16 protein-coding genes are annotated in these 22,046 nt (G+C 72.0%); 3 read left to right on the forward strand and 13 right to left on the reverse strand.

Going from position 1 to position 22,046, the window contains the following annotated elements; all coding sequences use genetic code 11:
- Window positions 1-72 precede the first annotated feature (72 nt).
- The 5 genes from STRVI_RS33135 to STRVI_RS33155 form a co-directional block, all read right to left on the reverse strand.
- Window positions 73-1,629 carry a lysine N(6)-hydroxylase/L-ornithine N(5)-oxygenase family protein gene (locus STRVI_RS33135; protein ID WP_014059932.1) on the reverse strand — a complete coding sequence of 519 codons (1,557 nt, stop codon included), beginning with the start codon at window positions 1,627-1,629 and terminating at the stop codon, window positions 73-75.
- Window positions 1,626-3,053, reverse strand: coding sequence for a pyridoxal phosphate-dependent decarboxylase family protein (locus STRVI_RS33140; RefSeq protein ID WP_014059933.1), 1,428 nt, complete (start codon window positions 3,051-3,053; stop codon window positions 1,626-1,628). The genes STRVI_RS33135 and STRVI_RS33140 overlap by 4 nt, the downstream gene beginning before the upstream one ends.
- A gap of 165 nt (window positions 3,054-3,218) precedes the next feature.
- Window positions 3,219-3,452 carry a hypothetical protein gene (locus tag STRVI_RS33145; RefSeq protein ID WP_106685764.1) on the reverse strand — a complete coding sequence of 78 codons (234 nt, stop codon included), beginning with the start codon at window positions 3,450-3,452 and terminating at the stop codon, window positions 3,219-3,221.
- Window positions 3,453-3,693: 241 nt separating this feature from the next.
- Window positions 3,694-6,270 (reverse strand): aminopeptidase N, encoded by a 2,577-nt coding sequence (gene pepN / locus STRVI_RS33150; RefSeq protein ID WP_014059935.1) that lies wholly within the window; start codon window positions 6,268-6,270, stop codon window positions 3,694-3,696.
- A gap of 106 nt (window positions 6,271-6,376) precedes the next feature.
- Window positions 6,377-6,730, reverse strand: coding sequence for a chorismate mutase (locus STRVI_RS33155; protein ID WP_014059936.1), 354 nt, complete (start codon window positions 6,728-6,730; stop codon window positions 6,377-6,379).
- A gap of 385 nt (window positions 6,731-7,115) precedes the next feature.
- Here STRVI_RS33155 and STRVI_RS33160 point away from each other — a divergent pair, with 385 nt between their 5' ends.
- Window positions 7,116-7,502 (forward strand): VOC family protein, encoded by a 387-nt coding sequence (locus STRVI_RS33160; RefSeq protein ID WP_014059937.1) that lies wholly within the window; start codon window positions 7,116-7,118, stop codon window positions 7,500-7,502.
- Between the two features lie 106 nt (window positions 7,503-7,608).
- Here STRVI_RS33160 and STRVI_RS33165 read toward each other — a convergent pair whose 3' ends face one another.
- On the reverse strand, window positions 7,609-8,406 hold the full coding sequence (locus STRVI_RS33165) for a S1 family peptidase (RefSeq protein ID WP_014059938.1): 798 nt from the start codon (window positions 8,404-8,406) through the stop codon (window positions 7,609-7,611).
- Between the two features lie 241 nt (window positions 8,407-8,647).
- Between STRVI_RS33165 and STRVI_RS33170 the strand changes: the two genes are divergently transcribed.
- Window positions 8,648-9,535 carry a hypothetical protein gene (locus tag STRVI_RS33170; RefSeq protein WP_014059939.1) on the forward strand — a complete coding sequence of 296 codons (888 nt, stop codon included), beginning with the start codon at window positions 8,648-8,650 and terminating at the stop codon, window positions 9,533-9,535.
- A gap of 150 nt (window positions 9,536-9,685) precedes the next feature.
- On the forward strand, window positions 9,686-10,153 hold the full coding sequence (locus STRVI_RS33175) for a PPOX class F420-dependent oxidoreductase (RefSeq protein ID WP_014059940.1): 468 nt from the start codon (window positions 9,686-9,688) through the stop codon (window positions 10,151-10,153).
- Window positions 10,154-10,415: 262 nt separating this feature from the next.
- On the opposite strand, the gene STRVI_RS33180 is transcribed toward STRVI_RS33175, so the two are convergent.
- The 7 genes from STRVI_RS33180 to gltB all read right to left on the reverse strand — a co-directional run bounded on the left by STRVI_RS33180 (window position 10,416) and on the right by gltB (window position 21,794).
- Window positions 10,416-11,897 carry a glycosyltransferase family 39 protein gene (locus STRVI_RS33180; protein WP_014059941.1) on the reverse strand — a complete coding sequence of 494 codons (1,482 nt, stop codon included), beginning with the start codon at window positions 11,895-11,897 and terminating at the stop codon, window positions 10,416-10,418.
- Between the two features lie 96 nt (window positions 11,898-11,993).
- Window positions 11,994-13,052 (reverse strand): hypothetical protein, encoded by a 1,059-nt coding sequence (locus tag STRVI_RS33185; protein ID WP_014059942.1) that lies wholly within the window; start codon window positions 13,050-13,052, stop codon window positions 11,994-11,996.
- Window positions 13,049-14,125 carry a translation initiation factor IF-2 gene (locus STRVI_RS33190; RefSeq protein ID WP_014059943.1) on the reverse strand — a complete coding sequence of 359 codons (1,077 nt, stop codon included), beginning with the start codon at window positions 14,123-14,125 and terminating at the stop codon, window positions 13,049-13,051. The genes STRVI_RS33185 and STRVI_RS33190 overlap by 4 nt, the downstream gene beginning before the upstream one ends.
- Window positions 14,122-15,054, reverse strand: a complete 933-nt coding sequence (locus tag STRVI_RS33195) for an ABC transporter ATP-binding protein (RefSeq protein ID WP_014059944.1) — start codon at window positions 15,052-15,054, stop codon at window positions 14,122-14,124. The genes STRVI_RS33190 and STRVI_RS33195 overlap by 4 nt, the downstream gene beginning before the upstream one ends.
- The gene (locus tag STRVI_RS33200; RefSeq protein WP_014059945.1) at window positions 15,051-15,482 is read right to left on the reverse strand and encodes a GntR family transcriptional regulator; all 432 of its coding nucleotides are present in this window, start codon (window positions 15,480-15,482) and stop codon (window positions 15,051-15,053) included. The genes STRVI_RS33195 and STRVI_RS33200 overlap by 4 nt, the downstream gene beginning before the upstream one ends.
- A gap of 308 nt (window positions 15,483-15,790) precedes the next feature.
- On the reverse strand, window positions 15,791-17,251 hold the full coding sequence (locus tag STRVI_RS33205; protein WP_014059946.1) for a glutamate synthase subunit beta: 1,461 nt from the start codon (window positions 17,249-17,251) through the stop codon (window positions 15,791-15,793).
- Window positions 17,244-21,794, reverse strand: a complete 4,551-nt coding sequence (gene gltB, locus STRVI_RS33210) for a glutamate synthase large subunit (RefSeq protein WP_014059947.1) — start codon at window positions 21,792-21,794, stop codon at window positions 17,244-17,246. The genes STRVI_RS33205 and gltB overlap by 8 nt, the downstream gene beginning before the upstream one ends.
- Window positions 21,795-22,046: the final 252 nt, after the last annotated feature.

The raw sequence follows: 22,046 nt of genomic DNA on the forward strand, positions 1-22,046 counted from the left end.
GGACATCGCCATCTGAGGCCGATTCCGGACAGAATGATCATCTGGAGCCGGGGGCCGGGTGTCGGGGTGAGGTCACGTCCGGGTAGGGGCGAGTCCGTTGCGCTGGTCGGGGAGAGGCATCCGGCCGCTGCCGCGCGCGACCGGGGCCGACGGCTGCGCGGGCCGGGGCGGGGCGACGGCGCCGGGTCCGCTGGGCTGAAGGCCGAAGGTGGTGAACGCGGTGCGCGGCGGGAGCGGGTAGACGGGCGTGGCGGCCAGCGAGTTGAGGATGACGGCGGAGCGCCAGGCGGCGAGGCCGAGGTCGGGGGTGCCGACGCCATGGGTGTGGCGTTCCGCGTTCTGGACGTACACCGAGCCCTTGATCATGGGGTCGAGGACGAGTCGGTGGTCGGCGTCGATGCGGGGGCGTTCGGAGCAGTCGCGCCGGATGTAGGGGTCGAGTGCGGCGAGGAGGGTGTCGACGCGGCGCTCGCGGTAGCCGGTGGCGAGGACGACGGCCTCGGTGGTGTGGCGGGTGCGGGTGCCCTGCTCGGTGTGTTCCAGGTGGAGTTCGAGACGGGCGGCGGCGATACGGCCCGCGGTGCGGACGGTGACGCCGGGGGTGAGGGCGACGCCGGGCCAGCCGCCGCCGTGCTGGGCTCGGCGGTAGAGCTCGTGGTGGATGGCGGTGATGGTCTCGTGGGCGATGCCCTTGTAGAGCTGCCACTGGCCGGGGAGGAGTTGGTCGCGTACGGCTTCGGGGAGGGCGTGGAAGTAGCGCGTGTAGTCGGGGCTGAACTGCTCCAGGCCGAGTTTGCTGTACTCCATGGGCGCGAAGGACGGCGTACGGGCGAGCCAGTGGAGTCCTTCGGCGCCCAGCGGCCGGTGGCGCAGCAGGTCGAGGAAGACCTCGGCACCGGACTGGCCGGAGCCGACGACGGTGATGTGGCCGGTGGACAGGAGCCGTTCGCGGTGTTCGAGGTAGTCGCAGGAGTGGAGGACGGGGACGTTGGGGGCGTCGGCGAGGGGGCGCAGGGGTTCGGGGACGTACGGTTCGGTGCCGACGCCGAGGACGATGTTGCGGGCGTAGGCGCGGCCGAGGGCCCTGCCGTCCTCGTCGGCCCCGGTGAGGTGGGGCGCGTGGGCGTCGTCGCCCGGGCCGCCGAGGCGGGTGAAGTCGATTTCGAACAGCTCGTATTCGTGGTCCCAGCGGACGGCGTCGACGCGGTGGTCGAAGTGGAGTCCGGGGAGCTGTTGGCTGACCCAGCGGCAGTAGGCGTCGTATTCGGCGCGCTCGATGTGGAAGCGCTCGGCGACGTAGAAGGGGAAGAGCCGCTCATGGGCCTTGAGGTACTGGAGGAAGGTCCAGGGACTGCCGGGGTCGGCGAGGGTGACCAGGTCCGCGAGGAAGGGGACCTGGACGGTCGCGCCGTCGATGAGCAGGCCGGGGTGCCAGTGGAAGGCGGGCCGCTGTTCGTAGAAGGCGGTGCGCAGGGCGGGGACGCCGTGGGCGAGGGCGGCGAGGGAGAGGTTGAACGGGCCGATGCCGATACCGGCCAGGTCCAGGGGCCGGTCGACGCCGGGGGCGGACCCGGCGGCGGTGGCGGTGGCGGGATCGCAGGCGGGGGTGGGGGGTTGTTCGGTGCTCATGGGGTGGTGTGGCCTTCCACGAGTTCGAGCAGCCCGCGCAGATCGTCGGGCTGGGTGTGCGGGTTGAGAACGGTGGCCTTGAGCCACAGCCCCTCGGGGGTGGCGGCGCGGCCGAGGACGGCCGTGCCGTGGTGGAGGAGGCGGCGGCGCAGCGCGGCGACGGCGGCGGGCGGTGCTCCGGTGGGGCGGAAGAGGACGGTGCTGATGGTGGGGCGGGCGTAGAGCTCGAGCCCGGGGCGGGCCTCGATGAGGTCGGCGAGGTGCTGGGCGGCCGCGCAGACGTGGTCGACGAGGTCGCCGAGGCCGCGTCGGCCGAGTGCCCGCAGGGTGACGGCGATCTTGAAGATGTCGGGGCGGCGGGTGGTGCGGAAGGAGCGGCCGAGCAGGTCGGGCATCCCCGCTTCGGTGTCGTCGTCGGCGTTGAGGTACTCGGCGCGGTGGGCCAGGGGGGCGAGGGCGGCGCTGTCGGGGACGGCGAGGAGGCCCGCGGCGACCGGCTGCCAGCCGAGTTTGTGCAGGTCGAGGGCGACGGTAGGGGCGCGGTCGAGCCCGTGGAGCTGTTTGTGGAGGGTGTCGCTGAAGAGGAGGGGTGCGCCGTAGGCGGCGTCGATGTGGAGGGTGGCGCCGTGGTGGTCGCAGACGTCGGCGATGTCGGGGAGCGGGTCGATGGCTCCGGTGTCGGTGGTGCCGGCGGTGGCGACGACGAGGGTGGGGGCGACGAGGGTGGGGGCGTCGGCGTCGGGCAGCCGGTCGAGGGCGGTGTGGAGCGCGGTCGGGTCGAGGACGCCGGTGGGAGTGGGGAGGGTGTGGGGCGCGGGCAGCCCGAGGAACCAGGCGGCGCGGTGGATGCTGTGGTGGGCGTTGCCGCCGCAGATGATCCGCAGGGGTCTGCCGACGCCGCCCGCGGCTTCGCGGGCGAGGAGCAGCGCGAGCTGGTTGGACTCGGTGCCGCCCGTGGTCACGAGCGCGTCGGGGGCGGGGCCGTGGGGGTGGACGAACTCGGCCAGGGCGCGGCAGGTCAGTGCCTCCAGTGCGCAGGCGGCGGGGGCCTGGTCCCAGGAGTCGAGGGAGGGGTTGAGCGCGGACACCGCGAGGTCGGCGGCGGTGGCCACGGCGAGCGGCGGGCAGTGCAGATGGGCGGTGCAGCGCGGGTCCGCGGGGTCGGCCGCGCCATGGGTGAGGGCGCGGACGAGGGTGCGCAGCGCGTGGTGGGGCCCCTCCCCCTCGTCGGGGATGAGCGGCCGGGCCGCATCGCGTATCCGCCGGTCCACCGCGGCCGGTCCCCCGGCCGGGAGTGGCCCGCCGCGGTCGGCGGCCCCGTGGGCGAGGGCGTCGAGGACGGTGTCGACCATCGGGCGGAGCGCGCCCGGTCCGCCATGGCCCCCGGCGAGGAGGCGGGCGGTTCCGGATGCGGGCACGGGCATGGGTGTGCCCCTAGGGGGTGTCTGGGAGTCGGGCAGGTGGAAGCGGTCGGGCGGCGGTCAGGGTTGCCCAAACTACTTCGCACACCCGCGGTCCGGTCCGGGGTCCGCGGGAAGTGCACCCATACGTGGTACGGCCCGCTCACACGGATTGATCCGCCCGCGCGGCTACTCGATGTACCCGGTGTCGGGGTCCACCTGGCCGAGGAACTCCCGTGCGGAGTCCTCCAGTTGCTGTGTGCTGAGGGAGTCGGCTCCATGGACCCGGGTGGTGAAGCCGTAATCGGGGTTCGGCCCGGTCAGCCAGGTGAAGTCGTAGGTTCCGGGTTCGTCGGGACGCTCGGCGACATCGAACTTCTCCCCGTCGACGGTCAAGGTCCGCTCAAGAGTTTCTCGATCCATGCCCATCAGTCTGCCCCCTGCCCGAACGGACGCCGATGCCTGCCCGATCCAGGCGGCGTGCGGTTCGGCGGGCGTCGTTTCTCGCGCCGTCCTCTCCACCCCCACCTCATCGCCCGTCGCGACGGGCGATGGTGAGAAGGGCACGTCGGCGCTCTGGTTGCACAGCGCGCCGTCCGGCTCCTGTTCAGGTGGTGATGGCGAACTGGGGCCGGAGCGGCGGTGTTCCTCCGGACGGTGGTGGTTAGTCGCTCTGCTTCTCCCGTACGCGCAGGGCGCGGCGGAGGTCGTCGATCTGGTCGGCGAGGCGGCGGCTCAGGGCGGGCAGGGCGTCGGGGTTTGCGAGGCATTCCTCGCCCCGTCGCAGGGTTTCGGCGTCGACGGTGCTCGGGAAGCCGAAGCGGGCGACGGTGTCGGCGATGGCGGGTCCGCGGCGGGTGCCCAGGGTGACGGCGGCCGGGAAGTAGCGCGGCACGTAGTCGGCGAGGACGTCGTGGTGCTCGGGCTGCCAGAAGCCGGCGAGGGTCGCGGTGACCAGGTAGTTGGAGAGTTCGGGCCCCTGGCCGTCCCTTTCGGGGTCGAAGAGGGTCTGCCACGCGGCCTCCTTGGCGGTGGCGTCGGGCAGGGCGGCCCGGCAGCGGGCGGCGCCCTCCTGGCCGGTGGCGCTGGAGTCGCGGGCGAGTTCGGCGTCGATGTGGGCGGGGCCGACGGCGCCGAGGACGGCGAGCCGGCCGAGGGTCTGCCAGCGCAGTTCGGGGTCGAGGGCGGGGCCGCCGGGGACGGTGTCGCCGTCGAGCCAGTCGGTGAGCTCGGCCGGGTCGGTGGCGCTGCCGATGAAGGTGCGCACGGCGGCGAGCCGCAGCCCGGCGCCGGTGCCGTCCTCGGTGCGGCGCAGCAGATCGCGGCAGGTGGCGCGGATGGTGGCCAGGGCGGCGGGGCGCCGGTCGGCGGGGAGGTAGCGGTCGGCGATCTGGGTGCGGGCGAAGGCGAGGACGCCCTGGACGATCGCTATGTCGGTCTCGTGCGGCAGATGGGCGCGGGCGGCCTCCAGGAAGTCGGCGGGCGGAAGGTCGCCGTCGCGGACCATGTCGCGGGCGGCGTTCCAGACCACGGCGCGGCTGACGGCGTCGGGGAGGCCGGACAGGGCGCGGTGGACGGCCTTCCAGGAGCCGGGGTCGAGCCGGATCTTGGTGTAGGTGAGGTCGCCGTCGTTGAGGAGCAGCAGATCGGGCCGGGGCCCGGTGAAGGAGAGGCTGAGGGCGGGCTCGGCGCCGTCGAGCTCGGCCTCGACGCGTTCGCGCAGGACGAGCTGGTGCGGGGCGGCGGGCGCGTGGTCGTAGAGGCCGATGGCGATGCGGTGCGGGCGGCGGGTGGGAGTGTCGCCGTCCGGGCCGCCGCCCTGGTGGCGGATCTCGGCACTCCACCGGCCGCCGCCCGCGGTGACGACGGGGGCGAGGGAGTCGACACCGGTGGTGCGCAGCCAGCGGTCGGCCCAGGCGTGGACGTCGCGGCCGGAGGAGCGGGCGAGGGAGTCGATGAAGTCGGCGAGGGTGGCGTTGCCGAAGCGGTGCCGGGTGAAGTGGTCGTTGATGCCGTCGAGGAACGTCTTCTCGCCGAGCCAGGTGACGAGTTGGCGCAGCGCGGAGGCGCCCTTGGCGTAGGAGATGCCGTCGAAGTTGAGCCGGGCGGCGGCGGTGTCGGGGACCAGCTCGGGCGCGGGGGCGACCGGGTGGGTGGAGGGTCGCTGGTCGGCGTCGTAGCCCCAGTTCTTGCGGCGGACGCCGAAGTCGGCCCAGGTGTCGGTGTAGCGGGTGGTCTCGGTGAGGATCTGGTAGCCCATGTACTCCGCGAAGGACTCGTTCAGCCAGATGTCGTCCCACCACTTCATGGTGACGAGATCGCCGAACCACATATGGGCCATCTCATGGGCGATGACCATGGCGCGGGTCTGGCGCTCGGCGTCGGTGACGGCGGAGCGGAAGACGAATTCGTCGCGGAAGGTGACCAGGCCCGGGTTCTCCATGGCGCCGGAGTTGAATTCGGGGACGAACGCCTGGTCGTAGGAGTCGAAGGGGTACGGCTCCTCGAAGATCTCGTGGTAGCGGTCGAAGCAGCGCCGGGTGATGTCGAAGAGCTCGTCGGCGTCGGCCTCGAGGTAGGGCGCGAGGGAGCGGCGGACGTGCAGCCCGAAGGGGAGTCCGGCGTGCTCGGTGCGCACCGAGTGGTACGGGCCGGCGGCCAGCGCCATCAGATAGGTGCTGATGGGCGGGGTGGGCGCGAGCTGCCAGCGGCCCTCCTCGGGGGCGCCGACGCGGGTGGCGATGCCGTTGCCGAGGACGGTCCACTGGGGCGGGGCGGTGACCCGGACGTCGAAGACGCCCTTGAGGTCGGGCTGGTCGAACGCGGCGAAGACGTCGTTGGCGTCCGCCATGCAGCACATGGTGTAGAGGTACGTCTCACCGTCGGCGGGGTCGGTGAAGCGATGCATGCCCTCGCCGGTGTGGGAGTAGCGCATGTCCGTCTCGACGCGCAGCTCGTGCTCGCCCTCGGTGAGGCCGGTGAGCGGAAGCCGGCCGTCCGCGAGCGCCTCGGCGGTGTCGCCGGTGAGGTCGAGCTCGCGGCCGTCCAGTACGGCACGGTGGACCGCGGCCGGCGCGAGCTCGGCGAAGGTGTCCGCGCCCGCCTGGCGCGCGCTGAAGCGGATGGTCGTGGTGGAGCCGAAGAGCTCCTCCCCGCGGGTGAGGTCCAGGTCGATCGTGTAACGGTGGACCTCGATGAGGCGGGCTCGGATCTGCGCTTCCTCGCGCGTCAGTACGGACATGGGGACATGCTGCCCTACGTGCGGCGGGCCGCACACGGGTGGGAAGTGGTCGACCGGGGCGGACGGCTGTGCGGGCGCACCACCGGAGTGCGCCCTCGGGCCGGGGTCAGGAGCGGGCGATGGTCTCGTGGTGCCGGATGACCTCGGCGATGATGAAGTTGAGCAGCTTCTCGGCGAAGCCGGGGTCGAGCTTGGCGCTCTCGGCGAGCTGCCGCAGCCGGGTGATCTGGCGCGCCTCGCGGGACGGGTCGGCCGGAGGGAGCCGGTGGGCGGCCTTGAGGTGGCCGACCTGCTGAGTGCATTTGAAGCGCTCGGCGAGCATATGGACCACGGCCGCGTCGATGTTGTCGATGCTGTCGCGCAACCTGGTCAGCTCGTCGAGGACGGACGGGTCGATCCCCTCGGGGTCTCCCGGCGTCGCCGGCCGGCCGGCGGTGTGGTCGCTCATGCTGTGCGTCATGCCTCCCGAGACTACTTTTTCGCGGGGCTCGGTTCCTCTCCGGGGCGCTTCGGCCCGCGCTCCGGGGCGCTTCGGCCCGCGCCTGCCGCCGCCGGGAGGCGGCCCAAGCCACCGCGGCATCCTGTGCCTGGGCCGGTGGCGGCCCGGGCCCCGGACCGCCCCGACCCCTGTGGGGGGTTTCGGAACCGGCCCTCAAGGGGGCCGGAAGGGGGCGGGGCGGTCATGGTGGAGGGCCGCTCCCGAGGCGGTGTCTCCACCGTGGAGGAGTCGCCTGGGCGGGGGGAGGTTCCACTTCCGGGACGACTTTCCCGCGGCTGGTACCGGGCGGAGCGGTGGCGGGCGCAGCCGTTCCGGGCAGGGCCGTTCCGGGCTAGGGTCCGCAACCATGATCGCGACGCTTCAGTGCACCGTCATCGACTGTCCCGACCCCGCCGCGCTGGCCGCCTTCTACGGACGGATCCTGGGCTGGCGGGTGGACGACAGCGATCCCGAATGGGCGAACCTGACGGCCGAGGACGGCCGGCGGCTGGCCTTCCAGCTAGCGCCGGACCATCAGCCGCCGCGCTGGCCGGACCCGGCGTATCCGCAGCAGATCCATCTGGACTTCGACGTGGACACGATCGAGGATGCGGAGCGGGCGCAGCAGGAGCTGATCGAGCTCGGGGCGACGTTCCTGCACGACAGTGGCGGGGAGCGGTCGGGGTTCCGGGTCTTCAACGATCCGGCCGGGCACCCGTTCTGCATCTGCTACGGACAGAGCGGGCAGAGCTGAGGGCACGGACAGAACCGGCAGACCGGCAGAACCGGCAGAACCGACCGGGGCCGGCCCGATGGCCGGGCCCCGGTCAGCTCCTGGCGGAGGCGAGGCTGAGGAGGCGTCAGCCGCCGAGCCCGCTCGCGGCCGCCTTGATGTCCTTGGCGAAGGTGCTCACCTCGGTGTAGACGCCGGGCTTGCCGGGCCGCGCGCAGCCCTCGCCCCAGCTCACGATGCCGACCTGGATCCACTGGCCGCTGTCGTCCTTGCGGAACATCGGGCCGCCGGAGTCGCCCTGGCAGGTGTCCACGCCGCCCTGAGCCATCCGGCCGGCGCAGATCTCCTCGCCGGGCACGAGCTCGGCGTACGCGGAGTTGCAGGTGGCGTCGTCGACGAACGGCACGGTGGCCTTGAGCAGGTAGCGCTGCTGGCCGCCGCCCTCGACGGCCGCGCCCCAGCCGGCGACGGTGAAGTCGCCCTGGTTGTACGCCGTGGTGTCGGCGATCTTCAGGGTGGGCTGGTTGATCGGCTTGGCGAGCTTGATGAGCGCCCAGTCCTTGCCGGTGCCGTTGTAGCCGGGGGCCTGGAGCACCTCGGTGGACTTGACCTTGATGGCGCTCGAGCTCTGGAGGTCGACGACGCCCGCGGTGGCCGTAATGGAGGTGTTGGCGCCGCTGCCGTCCACACAGTGGGCGGCGGTGAGCACGATGTCCTGGGTGTAGAGAGCGCCGCCACAGCCCATGGACAGCCGGACCATGAAGGGGAATTCGCCCTGGGCGGCGCGGGTACCGCCGACGACGGAGGGGCTCGGCTCGGGGCCGGTGGGCGCGGCGTTGGCGCTGCCGGGGGTGAGGCTGAAGGCGGCGAGGGCGACTGCGCCGGCGGCCGAGGCTCTCTTGAGGTGCTTCAGGGTCTTCCGCAACGGACTGTCCTTTCGTGGGGGGTTCGGTGCGCATGTCAGGCTCATGCCAAGCAAAAAATCCGGAAACCTCTCCGAAATCCCGTGGATGAGCCGGTAAAACGCCCTGTGATTATGTGGAGCGGGTGAAGGGGGTGACAAGGGTCGGTTTTCAGCCAGCGCGGCCTACCCGCTGCCCCACCGAACGACCGTAAGGTTGAGATGAGACAGGGCGCACGGCTGGCGACGGGCACGGGGTGACGGCGTGGCGGCACCGGGCAGCGACATCGAGCACGGCTTTCCCCACCTGGACACCGTCCGGGCCTCGATCGCCGCGCTCTACCGCCGCCTGTCCCGCGACACGGTGGACACCTTCGGGCTCAGCGTGGTCCCCGGCGATGTGGCCTTCTCCGACCAGGACGACCTCTACCTGGGCGTTCAGCGGGTGGCCGGGGTGATGGTGCAGCATCTGCGGCTGCCCGACGCCCGGATGATCGTGAGCTTCCGGGAGATGCGGCATGCGGGAAACGTGGAGCTCGCGGCGGGTCCGGAGTACTTCATCGAGCTCAACTCCCGCTTCAAGACGCACCGTCGGGACATCGGCGCGGCCCTCGCCCATGAGGTCACGCATGTGTATCTGCACCGCCTCGACCTGTCGTTCCCCGGCACACGCGACAACGAAATCCTCACCGACACCACCGCCGCCTATCTCGGCACGGGCTGGTTGCTGCTCGACGCCTTCCGCCAGGACTCGCTTTCCAGCCAGAAACTGGGCTATCTGACCCCGGAGGAGTTCGGCTACGTACTGGCCAAGCGGGCGCTGCTCTTCGATGAGGACCCCTACCCCTGGTTCACCTCTCCGCAGGCGTACGAGGCGTACGCCAAGGGGCTGGAGCTGGCGCGCCACGACCAGGCCCGGCCGCCGCTCGCCGCCGCCGGCTGGACCGGCCGCCGCCGCTACGCCAAGGACCGCCGGTCGGCCGAGTCCGGCGACCCCTCCCCCACCGGAGGCGACTACGCCTTCGACAGCGGCCCTCCGCTGAGCGTCTCCTTCCCCTGCCCGACCTGCCGTCAGCGCATCCGGGTCCCGGTGCGCGGCCGGGTGCGGGCCCGCTGCGGGCTGTGCCGCACGGTGCTGGAGTGCGACACCTGACGGGACATGTAACGGGACACGTGACGCGACACGTAACGCGGCACGTGACGCGGCACGTGAAGCGGCACCTCACGACACATCCGACGCGGCGCCGGTCCGGTCCGTGGCCGTGCGGGCCTGGAGTGCGCTCGACGTCGTACGCTCGCCTGCATGAGCCCCTCCATCGCCACCAACACCCGTGTCAGCCTCGACGAACTGCTGGAGTTCGTACGCCCGCGCCACCGTGCGCTGCTGATGACCCGCCGGGCGGACGGCTCGCCCCAGGCGTCCCCGCTGACCTGCGGAGTCGACGACTCCGGCCGTATCGTCATGTCCACCTACCCCGAGCGCGCCAAGGTGCGCAACGTCAAGCGCGAGCCGGCGGTGAGCCTCGTCGTGCTGTCCGACGAATGGAACGGCCCCTGGGTGCAGATCGACGGCACCGCCGAGGTGGTCGACACCCCGGAGTCCGTCGAGCCGCTGGTCGAGTACTACCGCAACATCTCGGGCGAGCACCCGGACTGGGACGAGTACCGCGAGGCCATGCGCAAGCAGGGCAAGTCGCTGATCCGGATCACCCCCGAGCGCTGGGGCCCGGTCGCCACGGGCGGCTTCCCGGCCCGGCTGGTCGAGAGCTGAGCGCTCCGCGGGAAGTGCCGCGAGGTGCGGTCGTTCATCCGCGGCTGTGTCGTGGCTGGTCGCCCACGCGGCGGAGCCGCATATCGACACAGCCGCGGCGGAGCCGCATATCGATACAGCCCCGCGCCCCTTCGGGGCGCACCCGAACCGCACCGGACTTCATCGAGGCCGCTTAGGCGTCAGCACGCCCCGCGAGGCGTAAGCGCTCAGCACCGCTCCACGCACCCCCAGCGCTCAGCACCGCCCGACGAGCCCCGAGCGCTCAGCACCGCCCCGCACGCCCGTAGAGCACGATCCGCATCCCGGTGACGTCCCTGACGGCGCATCGGTGGAAGTGCTCCGCGAGCACCTCCCGTTTCACCCGCTCCTGAGGGGTGTCGTCCAGCGGCTGGCCGGGCGGGTCGTTCACCGTGACGATCCGCCCGGCCGTCAGCATCCGGGCCCGGATCCCCGGTGCGGGCAGCTCGATGCCGTGCAGCGTGCCCGAGGGGATCGCGTCCCGGGCCAGCGCCAGCTCCCGCAGCCCCCGGAAGTCCTCCGGGCTGGACATGATCGGCTCCCGGCGCCGCGCGGGCAGGAAGAGCACCCCGTCACCGGGCCGCCCCAGCTCCTGTACGGCGCGCGCGGCCGCGAGGGTGTTATCGAGCCGGCTCCCCGGGGTCCTCAGTTGGAGCGAGTACGGCAGCAGGGCGGCCACGGCGACCACCGCCAGTCCCCCGGCCAGCGCCCGTGGGACGGCGACGGTGCGCGACAGCGCGTCCAGCCGGGCCCCGATCAGCAGCGCGAGCCCGACATGGGCGTAGAGCACATACCGGTCGACGTAGAGCGGATGGAGATACGACACCGCCATCAGCGCGGCCGGTGGCAGGATCAGCAGCGCCAGGGCGAGGTCGCGCAGCGGGAGGGGGCCCCGGGCGGGCAGCGGTCCCCGGGCGCAGACGAAGCCGGTCAGGGCGAGTGCGCCGAAGCCGAGCAGTTCGGGTGGGCCCGGCGCGGAGATCCAGCCGACCAGCGCCGCCTGCTGCTGACTGACGATCACCAGCGGTGCCAGCACGAGGGCCACCACGGAGGCCGCCTGGCCCCACGCCCAGCCGGACCGCGCGCCCACCCGGGCCCGGTACAGCGCGACGCCGTGCGCGGCGACGGCCAGGATCGCGAACTCGTGCAGCAGGCAGGCCAGCGAGGCGACGGCCGCGTATCCGGCCCAGGTGCGCTTGCGGGGCCTGGCCACGGCGCTCAGCAGCAGATGCGTGGCCGCGACGACGGCGGCGCTGACGAGGGCGTACGACCGTCCCTCCTGTGCGTACCGCTGCACCGCCGGGGCCAGCGGGAAGACCAGCCCGGCGACGAGTCCGGCGCGCGGCCCGGCGAGCCGGTGGCCGAGCAGCCCCACCCCGGCCGCGGTGGCGGCCATGGCCAGTACCGAGGGGAGCCGCAGGGCGGGCAGTCCGCCGTCCCAGAGGGCGAAGACGGCGTGCATCAGCAGGTAGTAGAGGCCGTGCGCCACATCGGCGTTGCCGAGGAGATGCCCGATCTCGCCGACGCTACGGTGCGCGACCTGGTACGTCGTCGACTCGTCCCGCCACATGCTGTGCTCCCGGCGGATCCCCCACAGCCCGAGCGCCAGCGCCAGCCCGGCCGGGGCGAGCGCGACGACGGCCGGACCGGGGCGGCGGCGCGCCGGGGGCGCCGGGTGGACGCGTGGGACGCCCCGGGCGATGTCGAGGGCGGGCGAGATGGCCATGGGGAAGGGGACTCCGATCGGAGCGGAAGGGGGCGGAGCCGTGGAAGGGGGCGGAGCCGTGGAAGGGGGCGGAGCTGTGGTGGCCGGGGGCGCTGGTCAGGCCCGTCTGCGCCCGATCCACCACACGCAGAACGCGGCGAGCGCGACGGCCATGGCCAGGCAGATCCCGGCCTGGATCCACTGCATGGACCAGAAGTGCCCGATGGGGTGGTAGTCCTCATACTCTTCGGCCAGGTGGCGGCGGTCGAGGCAGCGGAAAATGGCCGGCCATCCGCCGAGCCCCTTGCAGACCGATCCGTCGACCCTGGCACCGGTCCCGTCGAGATACCCCGAGCCGACGTACCACCCGCCGAACGGCGACTCCGCGTGGGTGCGGACGCCCGCTGTCACGGTGAGCCGGGGCATCAGATGCGGGCGCAACTGCTGGAGGCCGTAGACGACGCCGGCGGTGACGGCGAGGGTGCAGGCCATGGCGGGCAGCGTCCGCCGGAGCAGCAGGCCGAAGGCCGTGCCGAGGAAGAGGGACAGCAGGGACAGCGATACGAAGGCCGGACCCATCACGTCGAAGGGCAGGGTGTCGCCCCAGTGGACGTCCGGGAAGGTGCCGCGCACCGGCCACCACCACCAGGTGAACAGCGCGGATAGCAGGGTGGTGGCGGCCAGGGTGCCGACGACGGGGAGGGCGAGCGTGGCGATGAGCCAGCGCACCCTGCCGACCGACTGGGACCAGACGAGCGCGGCGGTGCCGCTCTCGAATTCGCGCGCGATCAGCGGGGCACCGACGAAGGCCCCGATGACGGCCGGGATGGCGAGCAACAGCCGTGCGGTGTCGAGCAGCGCCACACGGTATGTCTCCAGCCGGATGTACGCCTCCGTCAGCCCGTCCGACACCACGGGCGCCCCATTGCAGACGCGCCACAGCCGGCAGTCGGCGACGCCCCGGTCGTGGATCCAGGCGGCCATGCCGGTGCGCTGGTACAGGAGATATCCGGCGAGGGCGAGGATCAGCACTCCGCCCGTCACCAGGACGGTCCGCTGGCGGCGCCAGGCCAGCCAGAGCGGACCGCGCGGGCTCAGCGGGGAGCCGGTGTGCCGCGGCCTCGGAGGGGAGTCGGTGTGCGGCGGGCCCGGGCGCTGGGCGGTTCCGGTCTTCACGCCGCCTCCTTCACCGCGGGTCGCCGCCGGATCCACCACACGCAGAACGCGGCGAGCGCGACGGCCGCGGCCAGGCAGATCCCGGCCTGCATCCACTGCATGGGCCAGTAGTGGCTCGCCGGGTGCAGTTCCTCGTACTGCTTCTGGGTGGCGCCGGAGCGGGCGAGGCAGCGGTTCCAGCCGTCCTGACCGATGGCGGACGAGCAGCGGTCCGAGGGGATCTTCGCCCCGGAGCGGGACAGATAGCCGTCGCCGATACCGCGCCAGGAGGTGAAGAAGACCTCGAGGGGGGTGTGCGCGAAGTCGCCGCCGGCGTCGGAGACGATCGTCCGCGGGGCCATCAGATGGGGGCGCAGGGCGCCGAGTCCGTACGGGACACCGGCGGTGACCCCCAGGGTGCCCGCCATGGCGGGCACGGTGCGCCGCAGCAGCAGCCCGGCCGCCGCGCCCACGAAGAAGGCCAGCGGGGCGAGGGCGACGGCCGCCGGGCCGGTCGCGTCGAACGGTACGGCGGTGCCCCAGGCGATGTCCTGGAACTGGGTCCGGGCCGCCCGCCACCACCAGGTGTAGAGGGCCGCGAGGACCGCGGTGCCGGCCGTGACGGTGACCAGGGGCAGGGCGAGTTTGGCGATGAGCCAGCGGGTCCGGCTGACCGACTGTGTCCACACCAACTGGTGGGTGCCCATCTCCAGTTCCCGGGCGAACAGGGGCGCGCCGATGAAGACGCCGATCAGCGCGGGCAGCGCGATGAGCAGCCGTCCGGTATTGAGCAGCGGTGTGCGGTAGGTGTCGCTGAGGTGGCGGAGCGCGTCGATCGTGGGGTCGGCTCCCCTGCCGGGATGGGTCCGCCTGCCGTGGCAGAACCGCTTCCAGTCCGCGCAGTCCTGGATGTCGTGCGCCCGCAGGTAGCCGACCATCCCGGCGCGCTGCCAGAGGATGTACGCGGCGATCGCCGCGACGGCGGCGAGGCCCGCCCAGAGGGCGGCCCGGTGCTGCCGCGCCACCAGCCACACCAGTCCTCGGGTACGGGGCCGGGCGCCGGGTGCGCCGAGCCGTATGCCGACCGTGCTCATGCCCCCACCTCCGTACCGGCCGTCCGCGTGTCGTCCGCGAGCAGCGGCGGGGCGTCGGGAGCGCGCAGATAGCCGAGCAGGACCTCTTCGAGGGAGGGTTCGGTGACGATCCAGCCGTCCCCGCTCGGGGTGCCCTCGGGGCGTATCAGCGCGGTGAGCTGACGGCCTGTCGTACGGGTCTCGACCACGGTGTGGCGGGCGAGCGCGGCCGGTGTTCCGCCGCCGGTCGCGCTCGGGCCGGTGACGAGGCGGTGGGCGGCCTGGATCTCGTCCGTCCCGCCCGCCAGGCGGATCCGGCCGCCGCCCATCAGCAGCAGGTAGTCGCAGACTCCGTCGAGTTCGGCGAGCACATGGGTGGAGATGACCACGCCGGTGCCGCGCTCGGCGGCCTCGGCCATCAGCACGCCCATCATCCGGTGGCGGCGCAGCGGGTCCTGATCGGACATCGGCTCGTCCAGCAGGAGCAGATCGGCGCGTTTGCCGAGGGCGAGGGCGAGGGCCACACAGGTGCGCTGGCCGCCGGAGAGCGAGCCGACGCGGGCGGACAGCGGAACCTCGGCCTCCTCCACCACCCGTTCGGCGGCCTTCTGGTCCCAGCGGGGGTTGAGCTCCCGGCCCAGGCGCAGCGTGTCGGCGACGGAGAAGCGCGGGTAGAGCGGCTTGTCCTGGGCGACGAAGGCGACGCGCTCGCGGGCGGCGGGCGCGGAGGGCGCCTGGCCGAAGACCCGCAGCGTGCCGGTGGTCGGGGTCAGCAGACCGGCGGCGAGGGACAGCAGGGTGCTCTTGCCGGAGCCGTTGGGGCCCACCAGCGCGCAGATCCGCCCGGCGGGCAGGTGGAAGGCGACATCTCTCAGGGCCCAGCCGCGCCGGTACTTCTTGCCCAGCCCGGACGCCTCCAGTGCGCCGGCCGCCTCGATCTCGTCGGTCACCCGTTCTCACCGTCTTCCTCATGGCCACTCTCGCTGAGGGTGGCGGTCTCGCCGAAACGCTCTTCGAGGACCGAGGCCACCAGCGCCGTCACGTCCTCGCGGTCGAGCCCGGCGGCGCGGGCCCGGTCGGTCCAGTCGGCGAGCTCCGCGCGCAGCGGTGAGTCCGCGGCGGCGCCGGGCCGGGCCAGCGACCGGCGGACGAAGGTGCCCAGGCCCGGCCGGGGCTCGACCAGCCCTTCGCGCTCCAGCTCGCGGTATGCCTTCAGGACGGTGTTGGGGTTGATGGCGGTGGCCGCGACGACCTCCCTGGCCGTGGGCAGCCGGTCCCCGGGCTGCAGCAGTCCGAGGCGGAGCGCCTGTTTGGTCTGCTGGACGATCTGCAGATAGGTGGCGATGCCGCTGCGCCGGTCGATGCGGTACTCGACCATCCGTCCACCACCCTTTCACTAATCAGTTAGTGGAATGATGGTGGAGCGCGTCCGAGACAATGTCAACTCCTGGGCGAACGTCGACCGCTGAGCGACCGTCGGCCGCTGAGCGCATGCCGACCGCTCATCGGATGCCGACCGCAAACGCCACGCGGCGCCTCCCCCCTGGTCGGGTAGGGGGAAGGCGCCGCGCGGCCGGTCCGTACGCCGTTGTACGGGCGGAGATCCAGGAATCCGGGAGTCCAGTCCCAGAAGTCCCGGGAGTCCCAGGAGACTGAAGCCGGGAAGACCGGCAGGGGTCGGACCGGTCAGACCATCAGGGCCCGGTCGGTGGGGCGGATCGGGGCGGGGAGTTCGCTGGCCCCGGCCAGATAGCGGTCCACCCCGCGCGCCGCGGAGCGGCCCTCGGCGATGGCCCAGACGATCAGCGACTGGCCGCGGCCAGCGTCACCGGCCACGAAGACACCCGGCACATTGGTGGCGAAGTCGGCGTCGCGCGCGATGTTGCCGCGCTCGTCCAGCTCCAGACCGAACTGCTCGACCAGGCCGTTCTTCTGGTCGGTGCCGGTGAAGCCCATGGCGAGGGTGACGAGCTGGGCCGGGATCTTCCGCTCGGTGCCCGGCTTCTGCTCCAGCTTGCCGTCCTTGAACTCCACCTCGATCAGGTGCAGCCACTGGACGTTGCCGTCCTCGTCGCCCTCGAAGTGGGTGGTGGAGACGGAGTAGATCCGCTCCCCGCCCTCCTCGTGCGCCGAGGTGACCTTGTAGAGCATCGGGAAGGTCGGCCAGGGCTGGCCGGCGGTCCGATCGTCGCCGGGCTTGGGCATGATCTCAAGCTGGGTGACGGAGGCGGCGCCCTGCCGGTGGGCGGTGCCGACGCAGTCCGCGCCGGTGTCGCCGCCGCCGATGACCACGACGTGCTTGCCCTCGGCGGTGATGGGGGCGGTGGTGAGGTCGCCCTCCTGCACCTTGTTGGCGAGCGGCAGGTACTCCATCGCGAAGTGGATGCCGTTCAGCTCCCGGCCGGGGGCCGGCAGGTCGCGCGAGGTGGTGGCGCCGGCCGCGATGACCACAGCGTCGTACCGCTTGCGCAGCTTGGCGGCGTCGATGTCGCGGCCGATCTCCGTCTCGGTGCGGAACTTGGTGCCCTCCGCGCGCATCTGCTCGATACGGCGGTTGATGTGCCGCTTCTCCATCTTGAACTCGGGGATGCCGTAGCGCAGCAGCCCGCCGATGCGGTCGGCCCGCTCATAGACGGCGACCGTGTGACCGGCCCGGGTGAGCTGCTGGGCGGCGGCCAGGCCCGCGGGGCCCGAGCCGATGACGGCGACGGTCTTGCCGCTGAGCCGCTCGGGCGGCTGCGGGGTGACATCGCCCGCGTCCCACGCCTTGTCGATGATGGTGACCTCGACGTTCTTGATGGTCACCGCGGGCTGGTTGATGCCGAGCACACAGGCCGACTCGCACGGAGCCGGGCACAGCCGCCCGGTGAACTCCGGGAAGTTGTTGGTCGCGTGCAGCCGCTCGCTGGCCTCGCGCCAGTCCTGCCGGTAGGCGTAGTCGTTCCACTCGGGGATGAGGTTTCCCAGCGGACAGCCGTTGTGACAGAACGGGATGCCGCAGTCCATGCAGCGTCCGGCCTGCTTGCTGATGATCGGCAGCAGTGAACCGGGGACGTAGACCTCGTTCCAGTCCTTGACGCGCTCGTCCACCGGGCGGGTCTCGGCGACCTCGCGGCCAGTGGTCAGGAAGCCCTTGGGGTCAGCCATTGATCGCCGCCTCCATCATCTTCTCGGTGGTCTCGGACTCGGAGAGCCCGGCACGCTCGGCGGCGTCCTTGGCGGCGAGCACGGCCTGGTACGTAGCGGGGATGATCTTGCTGAAGCGGGTGAGGGCGGTCTCCCAGTCGTCGAGCAGCGCACCCGCGACGGTGGAGCCGGTCTCCTCGTGGTGGCGGCGCACCGCGTCGTGCAGCCACTGCTTGTCGGTGTCGTCCAGCGCGCCGAGGGCGCTCCGCAGATCGACGTTGACGTTATCCGGGTCGAGGTCGATCACATACGCGATGCCGCCGGACATACCGGCCGCGAAGTTACGGCCGGTGGGGCCGAGGACGAGCGCGTGGCCGCCGGTCATGTACTCACAGCCGTGGTCGCCCACGCCCTCGGAGACGACCGTGGCGCCGGAGTTGCGGACGCAGAACCGCTCGCCGACCCGGCCGCGCAGGAACATCTCACCGCCGGTCGCGCCGTACGCGAGGGTGTTGCCCGCGATGGTGGAGTACTCGGCGAGGTGGTCCGCGCCCCGGTCCGGGCGGACGATGATCCGGCCGCCGGAGAGGCCCTTGCCCACGTAGTCGTTGGCATCGCCTTCGAGCCGCAGGGTGACGCCCCTGGGCACGAACGCGCCGAAGGACTGGCCGGCCGAGCCGGTGAAGGTGATGTCGATGGTGTCGTCGGGCAGGCCCGCGCCACCGAACGTCCGGGTCACCTCATGGCCGAGCATGGTGCCGACGGTCCGGTTGATGTTGCGGATCGCGACCTGGGCGCGGACCGGCTGGGCGGCCTCGGCGCTCTCGGCGTCCAGCGCGTCGGCGGCCAGCTTGATGAGCTGGTTGTCGAGCGCCTTGGCCAGGCCGTGGTCCTGCCCGATCGCCTGGTGGCGGCCGGCGCCCTCGGGCAGCTCGGGCACGTACAGCAGCGGGGCGAGGTCCAGGCCCTGCGCCTTCCAGTGCTGTACGGCGCGGGCGGTGTCCAGCAGCTCGGCGTGGCCGATGGCCTCGTCCAGGGTGCGGAAGCCCAGCTCGGCGAGGAGCTCGCGGACCTCCTCGGCGATGAACTCGAAGAAGTTCACCACGAACTCGGCCTTGCCGTTGTAGCGCTCGCGCAGCACCGGGTTCTGGGTGGCGATGCCGACCGGGCAGGTGTCCAGGTGGCAGACGCGCATCATGACGCAGCCGGAGACCACCAGCGGCGCGGTGGCGAAGCCGAACTCCTCGGCACCGAGCAGTGCGGCGATGACCACGTCACGGCCGGTCTTGAGCTGGCCGTCGGTCTGCACCACGATGCGGTCGCGCAACCCGTTGAGCAGCAGCGTCTGCTGGGTCTCGGCGAGGCCGAGCTCCCAGGGGCCGCCCGCGTGCTTGAGCGAGGTGAGCGGCGAGGCGCCGGTGCCGCCGTCGTGGCCGGAGATCAGCACCACATCGGCGTGGGCCTTGGAGACGCCCGCGGCCACCGTGCCGACGCCGACCTCGGAGACCAGCTTGACGTGGATCCGGGCCTGCGGGTTGGCGTTCTTCAGGTCGTGGATGAGCTGGGCGAGATCCTCGATCGAGTAGATGTCGTGGTGCGGCGGCGGGGAGATCAGGCCGACACCCGGGGTGGAGTGCCGGGTCTTGGCGACCCAGGGGTAGACCTTGTGGCCGGGGAGCTGGCCGCCCTCGCCGGGCTTGGCGCCCTGCGCCATCTTGATCTGGATGTCATCGGCGTTGACCAGGTATTCGCTGGTCACACCGAAGCGGCCGGAGGCCACCTGCTTGATCGACGAGCGCCGCGCGGGGTCGTGCAGCCGGTCGGAGTCCTCGCCGCCCTCACCGGTGTTGGACTTGGCCCCCAACTGGTTCATGGCGATGGCGAGGGTCTCGTGCGCCTCCTGGGAGATGGAGCCGTACGACATGGCGCCGGTGGAGAACCGCTTGACGATCTCGCCGACGGACTCGACCTCGTCGATCGGGATCGAGGGGCGCTCGCCCTTGAAGGAGAACAGACCGCGCAGCGTCATCAGCCGCTCGGACTGCTCGTTCACCCGCTCGGTGTACTTCTTGAAGATGTCGTAGCGACGCGACCGGGTGGAGTGCTGCAGCCGGAAGATCGTCTCGGGGTCGAAGAGGTGCGGCTCGCCCTCCCGGCGCCACTGGTACTCGCCGCCGATCTCCAGCGTGCGGTGGGCCGAGGGGACGCCGGAGGCGGGGTACGCCTTGGCGTGGCGGGCGGCGACCTCCTTGGCGACGACGTCCAGGCCCGCGCCGCCGATCTTGGTGGCGGTGCCGTGGAAGTAGGTGTCCACGAAGGACTCGTCCAGGCCGACGGCCTCGAAGACCTGCGCGCCCCGGTAGGAGGCCACGGTCGAGATGCCCATCTTGGACATGACCTTCAGGACGCCCTTGCCGAGCGCCTTGATGAGGTTCTTGATCGCGGTATCGGCCTCGACGCCCGGCAGGAACGTCCCTGCCCGGACCAGGTCCTCGACCGACTCCATGGCCAGGTACGGGTTGACGGCCGCGGCGCCGTAGCCGATCAGCAGCGCGACATGGTGCACCTCGCGGACGTCGCCCGCCTCGACCAGCAGCCCCACCTGGGCGCGCTGCTTGGTGCCGATGAGGTGGTGGTGGACCGCGGAGGTGAGCAGCAGCGAGGGGATCGGGGCGTGCTCGGCGTCCGAGTGGCGGTCGGAGAGCACGATCAGCCGGGCGCCGTCCTCGATGGCGCGGTCGGCCTCGGCGCAGATCTCGTCCAGCCGGGCGGCGAGCGCCTGACCGCCGCCGCCGACCCGGTACAGGCCCGAGAGATTCGCCGCCTTGAGACCCGGCATGTCCCCGTCGGCGTTGATGTGGATGAGCTTGGCCAGCTCATCGTTGTCGATCACCGGGAAGGGCAGGGTGACGCTGCGGCAGGAGGCCGCGGTCGGCTCCAGCAGATTGCCCTGCGGGCCCAGCGAGGAGATCAGCGAGGTGACCAGCTCCTCGCGGATCGCGTCCAGCGGCGGGTTGGTGACCTGCGCGAACAACTGGGTGAAGTAGTCGAACAGCAGCCGCGGCCGCTCGGAGAGGGCGGCGATCGGCGAGTCGGTGCCCATCGAGCCGATCGGCTCGGCGCCGGCCTTGGCCATCGGCGCGAGCAGGACGCGCAGCTCCTCCTCGGTGTAGCCGAAGGTCTGCTGGCGGCGGGTGACCGAGGCGTGGGTGTGCACGATGTGCTCACGCTCGGGAAGGTCGGCCAGGTCGATCAGACCGGCCTCGAGCCACTCGCCGTACGGCTGCTCGGCGGCCAGCTCGGCCTTGATCTCGTCGTCCTCGATGATGCGGTGCTCGGCGGTGTCGACCAGGAACATCCGGCCCGGCTGCAGCCGGCCCTTGCGGACCACCCTGGCCGGGTCGATGTCCAGGACGCCGACCTCGGAGGAGAGCACGACCAGGCCTTCGTCGGTGACCCAGTAGCGTCCGGGCCGCAGACCGTTGCGGTCCAGCACGGCGCCGACCTGGACGCCGTCGGTGAAGGTGACACAGGCCGGGCCGTCCCAGGGCTCCATCATCGTGGAGTGGTACTGGTAGAAGGCGCGCCGGGCCGGGTCCATGGAGGGGTGGTTCTCCCACGCCTCGGGGACCATCATCAGCACCGAGTGCGGCAGCGAGCGGCCGCCGAGGTGGAGCAGCTCCAGGACCTCGTCGAAGGTCGCCGAGTCGGAGGCGTCCGGGGTGCAGAGGGGGAAGGTCCGCTCCAGCCCCTTCTCCCCGAACAGGTCGCTGACGAGCTGGGACTCCCGGGCGCGCATCCAGTTGCGGTTGCCCTGGACGGTGTTGATCTCACCGTTGTGGGCGACGAAGCGGTACGGGTGGGCCAGCGGCCAGCTCGGGAAGGTGTTGGTGGAGAACCGGGAGTGGACCAGCGCGACGGCGGTGGCGAAGCGGCGGTCGGAGAGGTCCGGGAAGAACGGCTCGAGCTGGCCGGTGGTCAGCATGCCCTTGTAGACCAGGGTGCGGGCGGACAGCGAGGGGAAGTAGACCCCCGCCTCGCGCTCGGCGCGCTTGCGCAGCACGAACGCCGTGCGGTCCAGGGCCACGCCGGTGCTGGTGCCGTCGGCGACGAAGAGCTGACGGAAGACGGGCATGGTGGAGCGGGCGCCGTTGCCCAGCAGCTCGGGGGCGACGGGCACCTCGCGCCAGCCGAGGACGGTCAGGCCCTCCTCGGCGGCGAGCCGCTCGATGTGCTCCGCGGCGGCCGCGCGCTCGGTCTCGCCCTCCGGGAGGAACGCGATGCCCACCGCGTAGGCACCGGCTTCGGGCAGCTCGAAGCCGGTCACACTGGCCCGCAGGAAAGCGTCCGGAACCTGGACGAGGATGCCCGCGCCGTCGCCCGAGTCGGGCTCGGAACCGGTGGCGCCGCGGTGCTCGAGGTTCCTCAGCACGGTGAGAGCCTGTTCCACGAGCTCATGGCTGGCCTCGCCGGTGAGGGTCGCCACGAAGCCGACGCCACAGGCGTCGTGCTCATTGCGCGGGTCGTACATCCCCTGGCGGGCGGGGTGGGATGCGGAACGCATCGGCTCTCCCGTCGTCGTCATGGCATTGTGCGTGTGCCGAGGGACGACGTTGGCCCTCCGCGAGAATTTCGTGCAGGTTACATGATGGGGTGAATCTCGGGAAGTGGAAATTCCGTTCCATCATGCGGACACCCCAAGGGTGGGGTGATATCAGGCAATACGGGCATTAGCGGATGGGGCGACCAGCGTCGCCATAGCGCGGACCGGGCGACTCTGCCCAAGCGCTTTCGGCTTATGCCCGCCTGTAAAGGG

It is taken from the genome of Streptomyces violaceusniger Tu 4113 (assembly GCF_000147815.2).
Classification (GTDB): Bacteria; Actinomycetota; Actinomycetes; order Streptomycetales; family Streptomycetaceae; genus Streptomyces; species Streptomyces violaceusniger_A.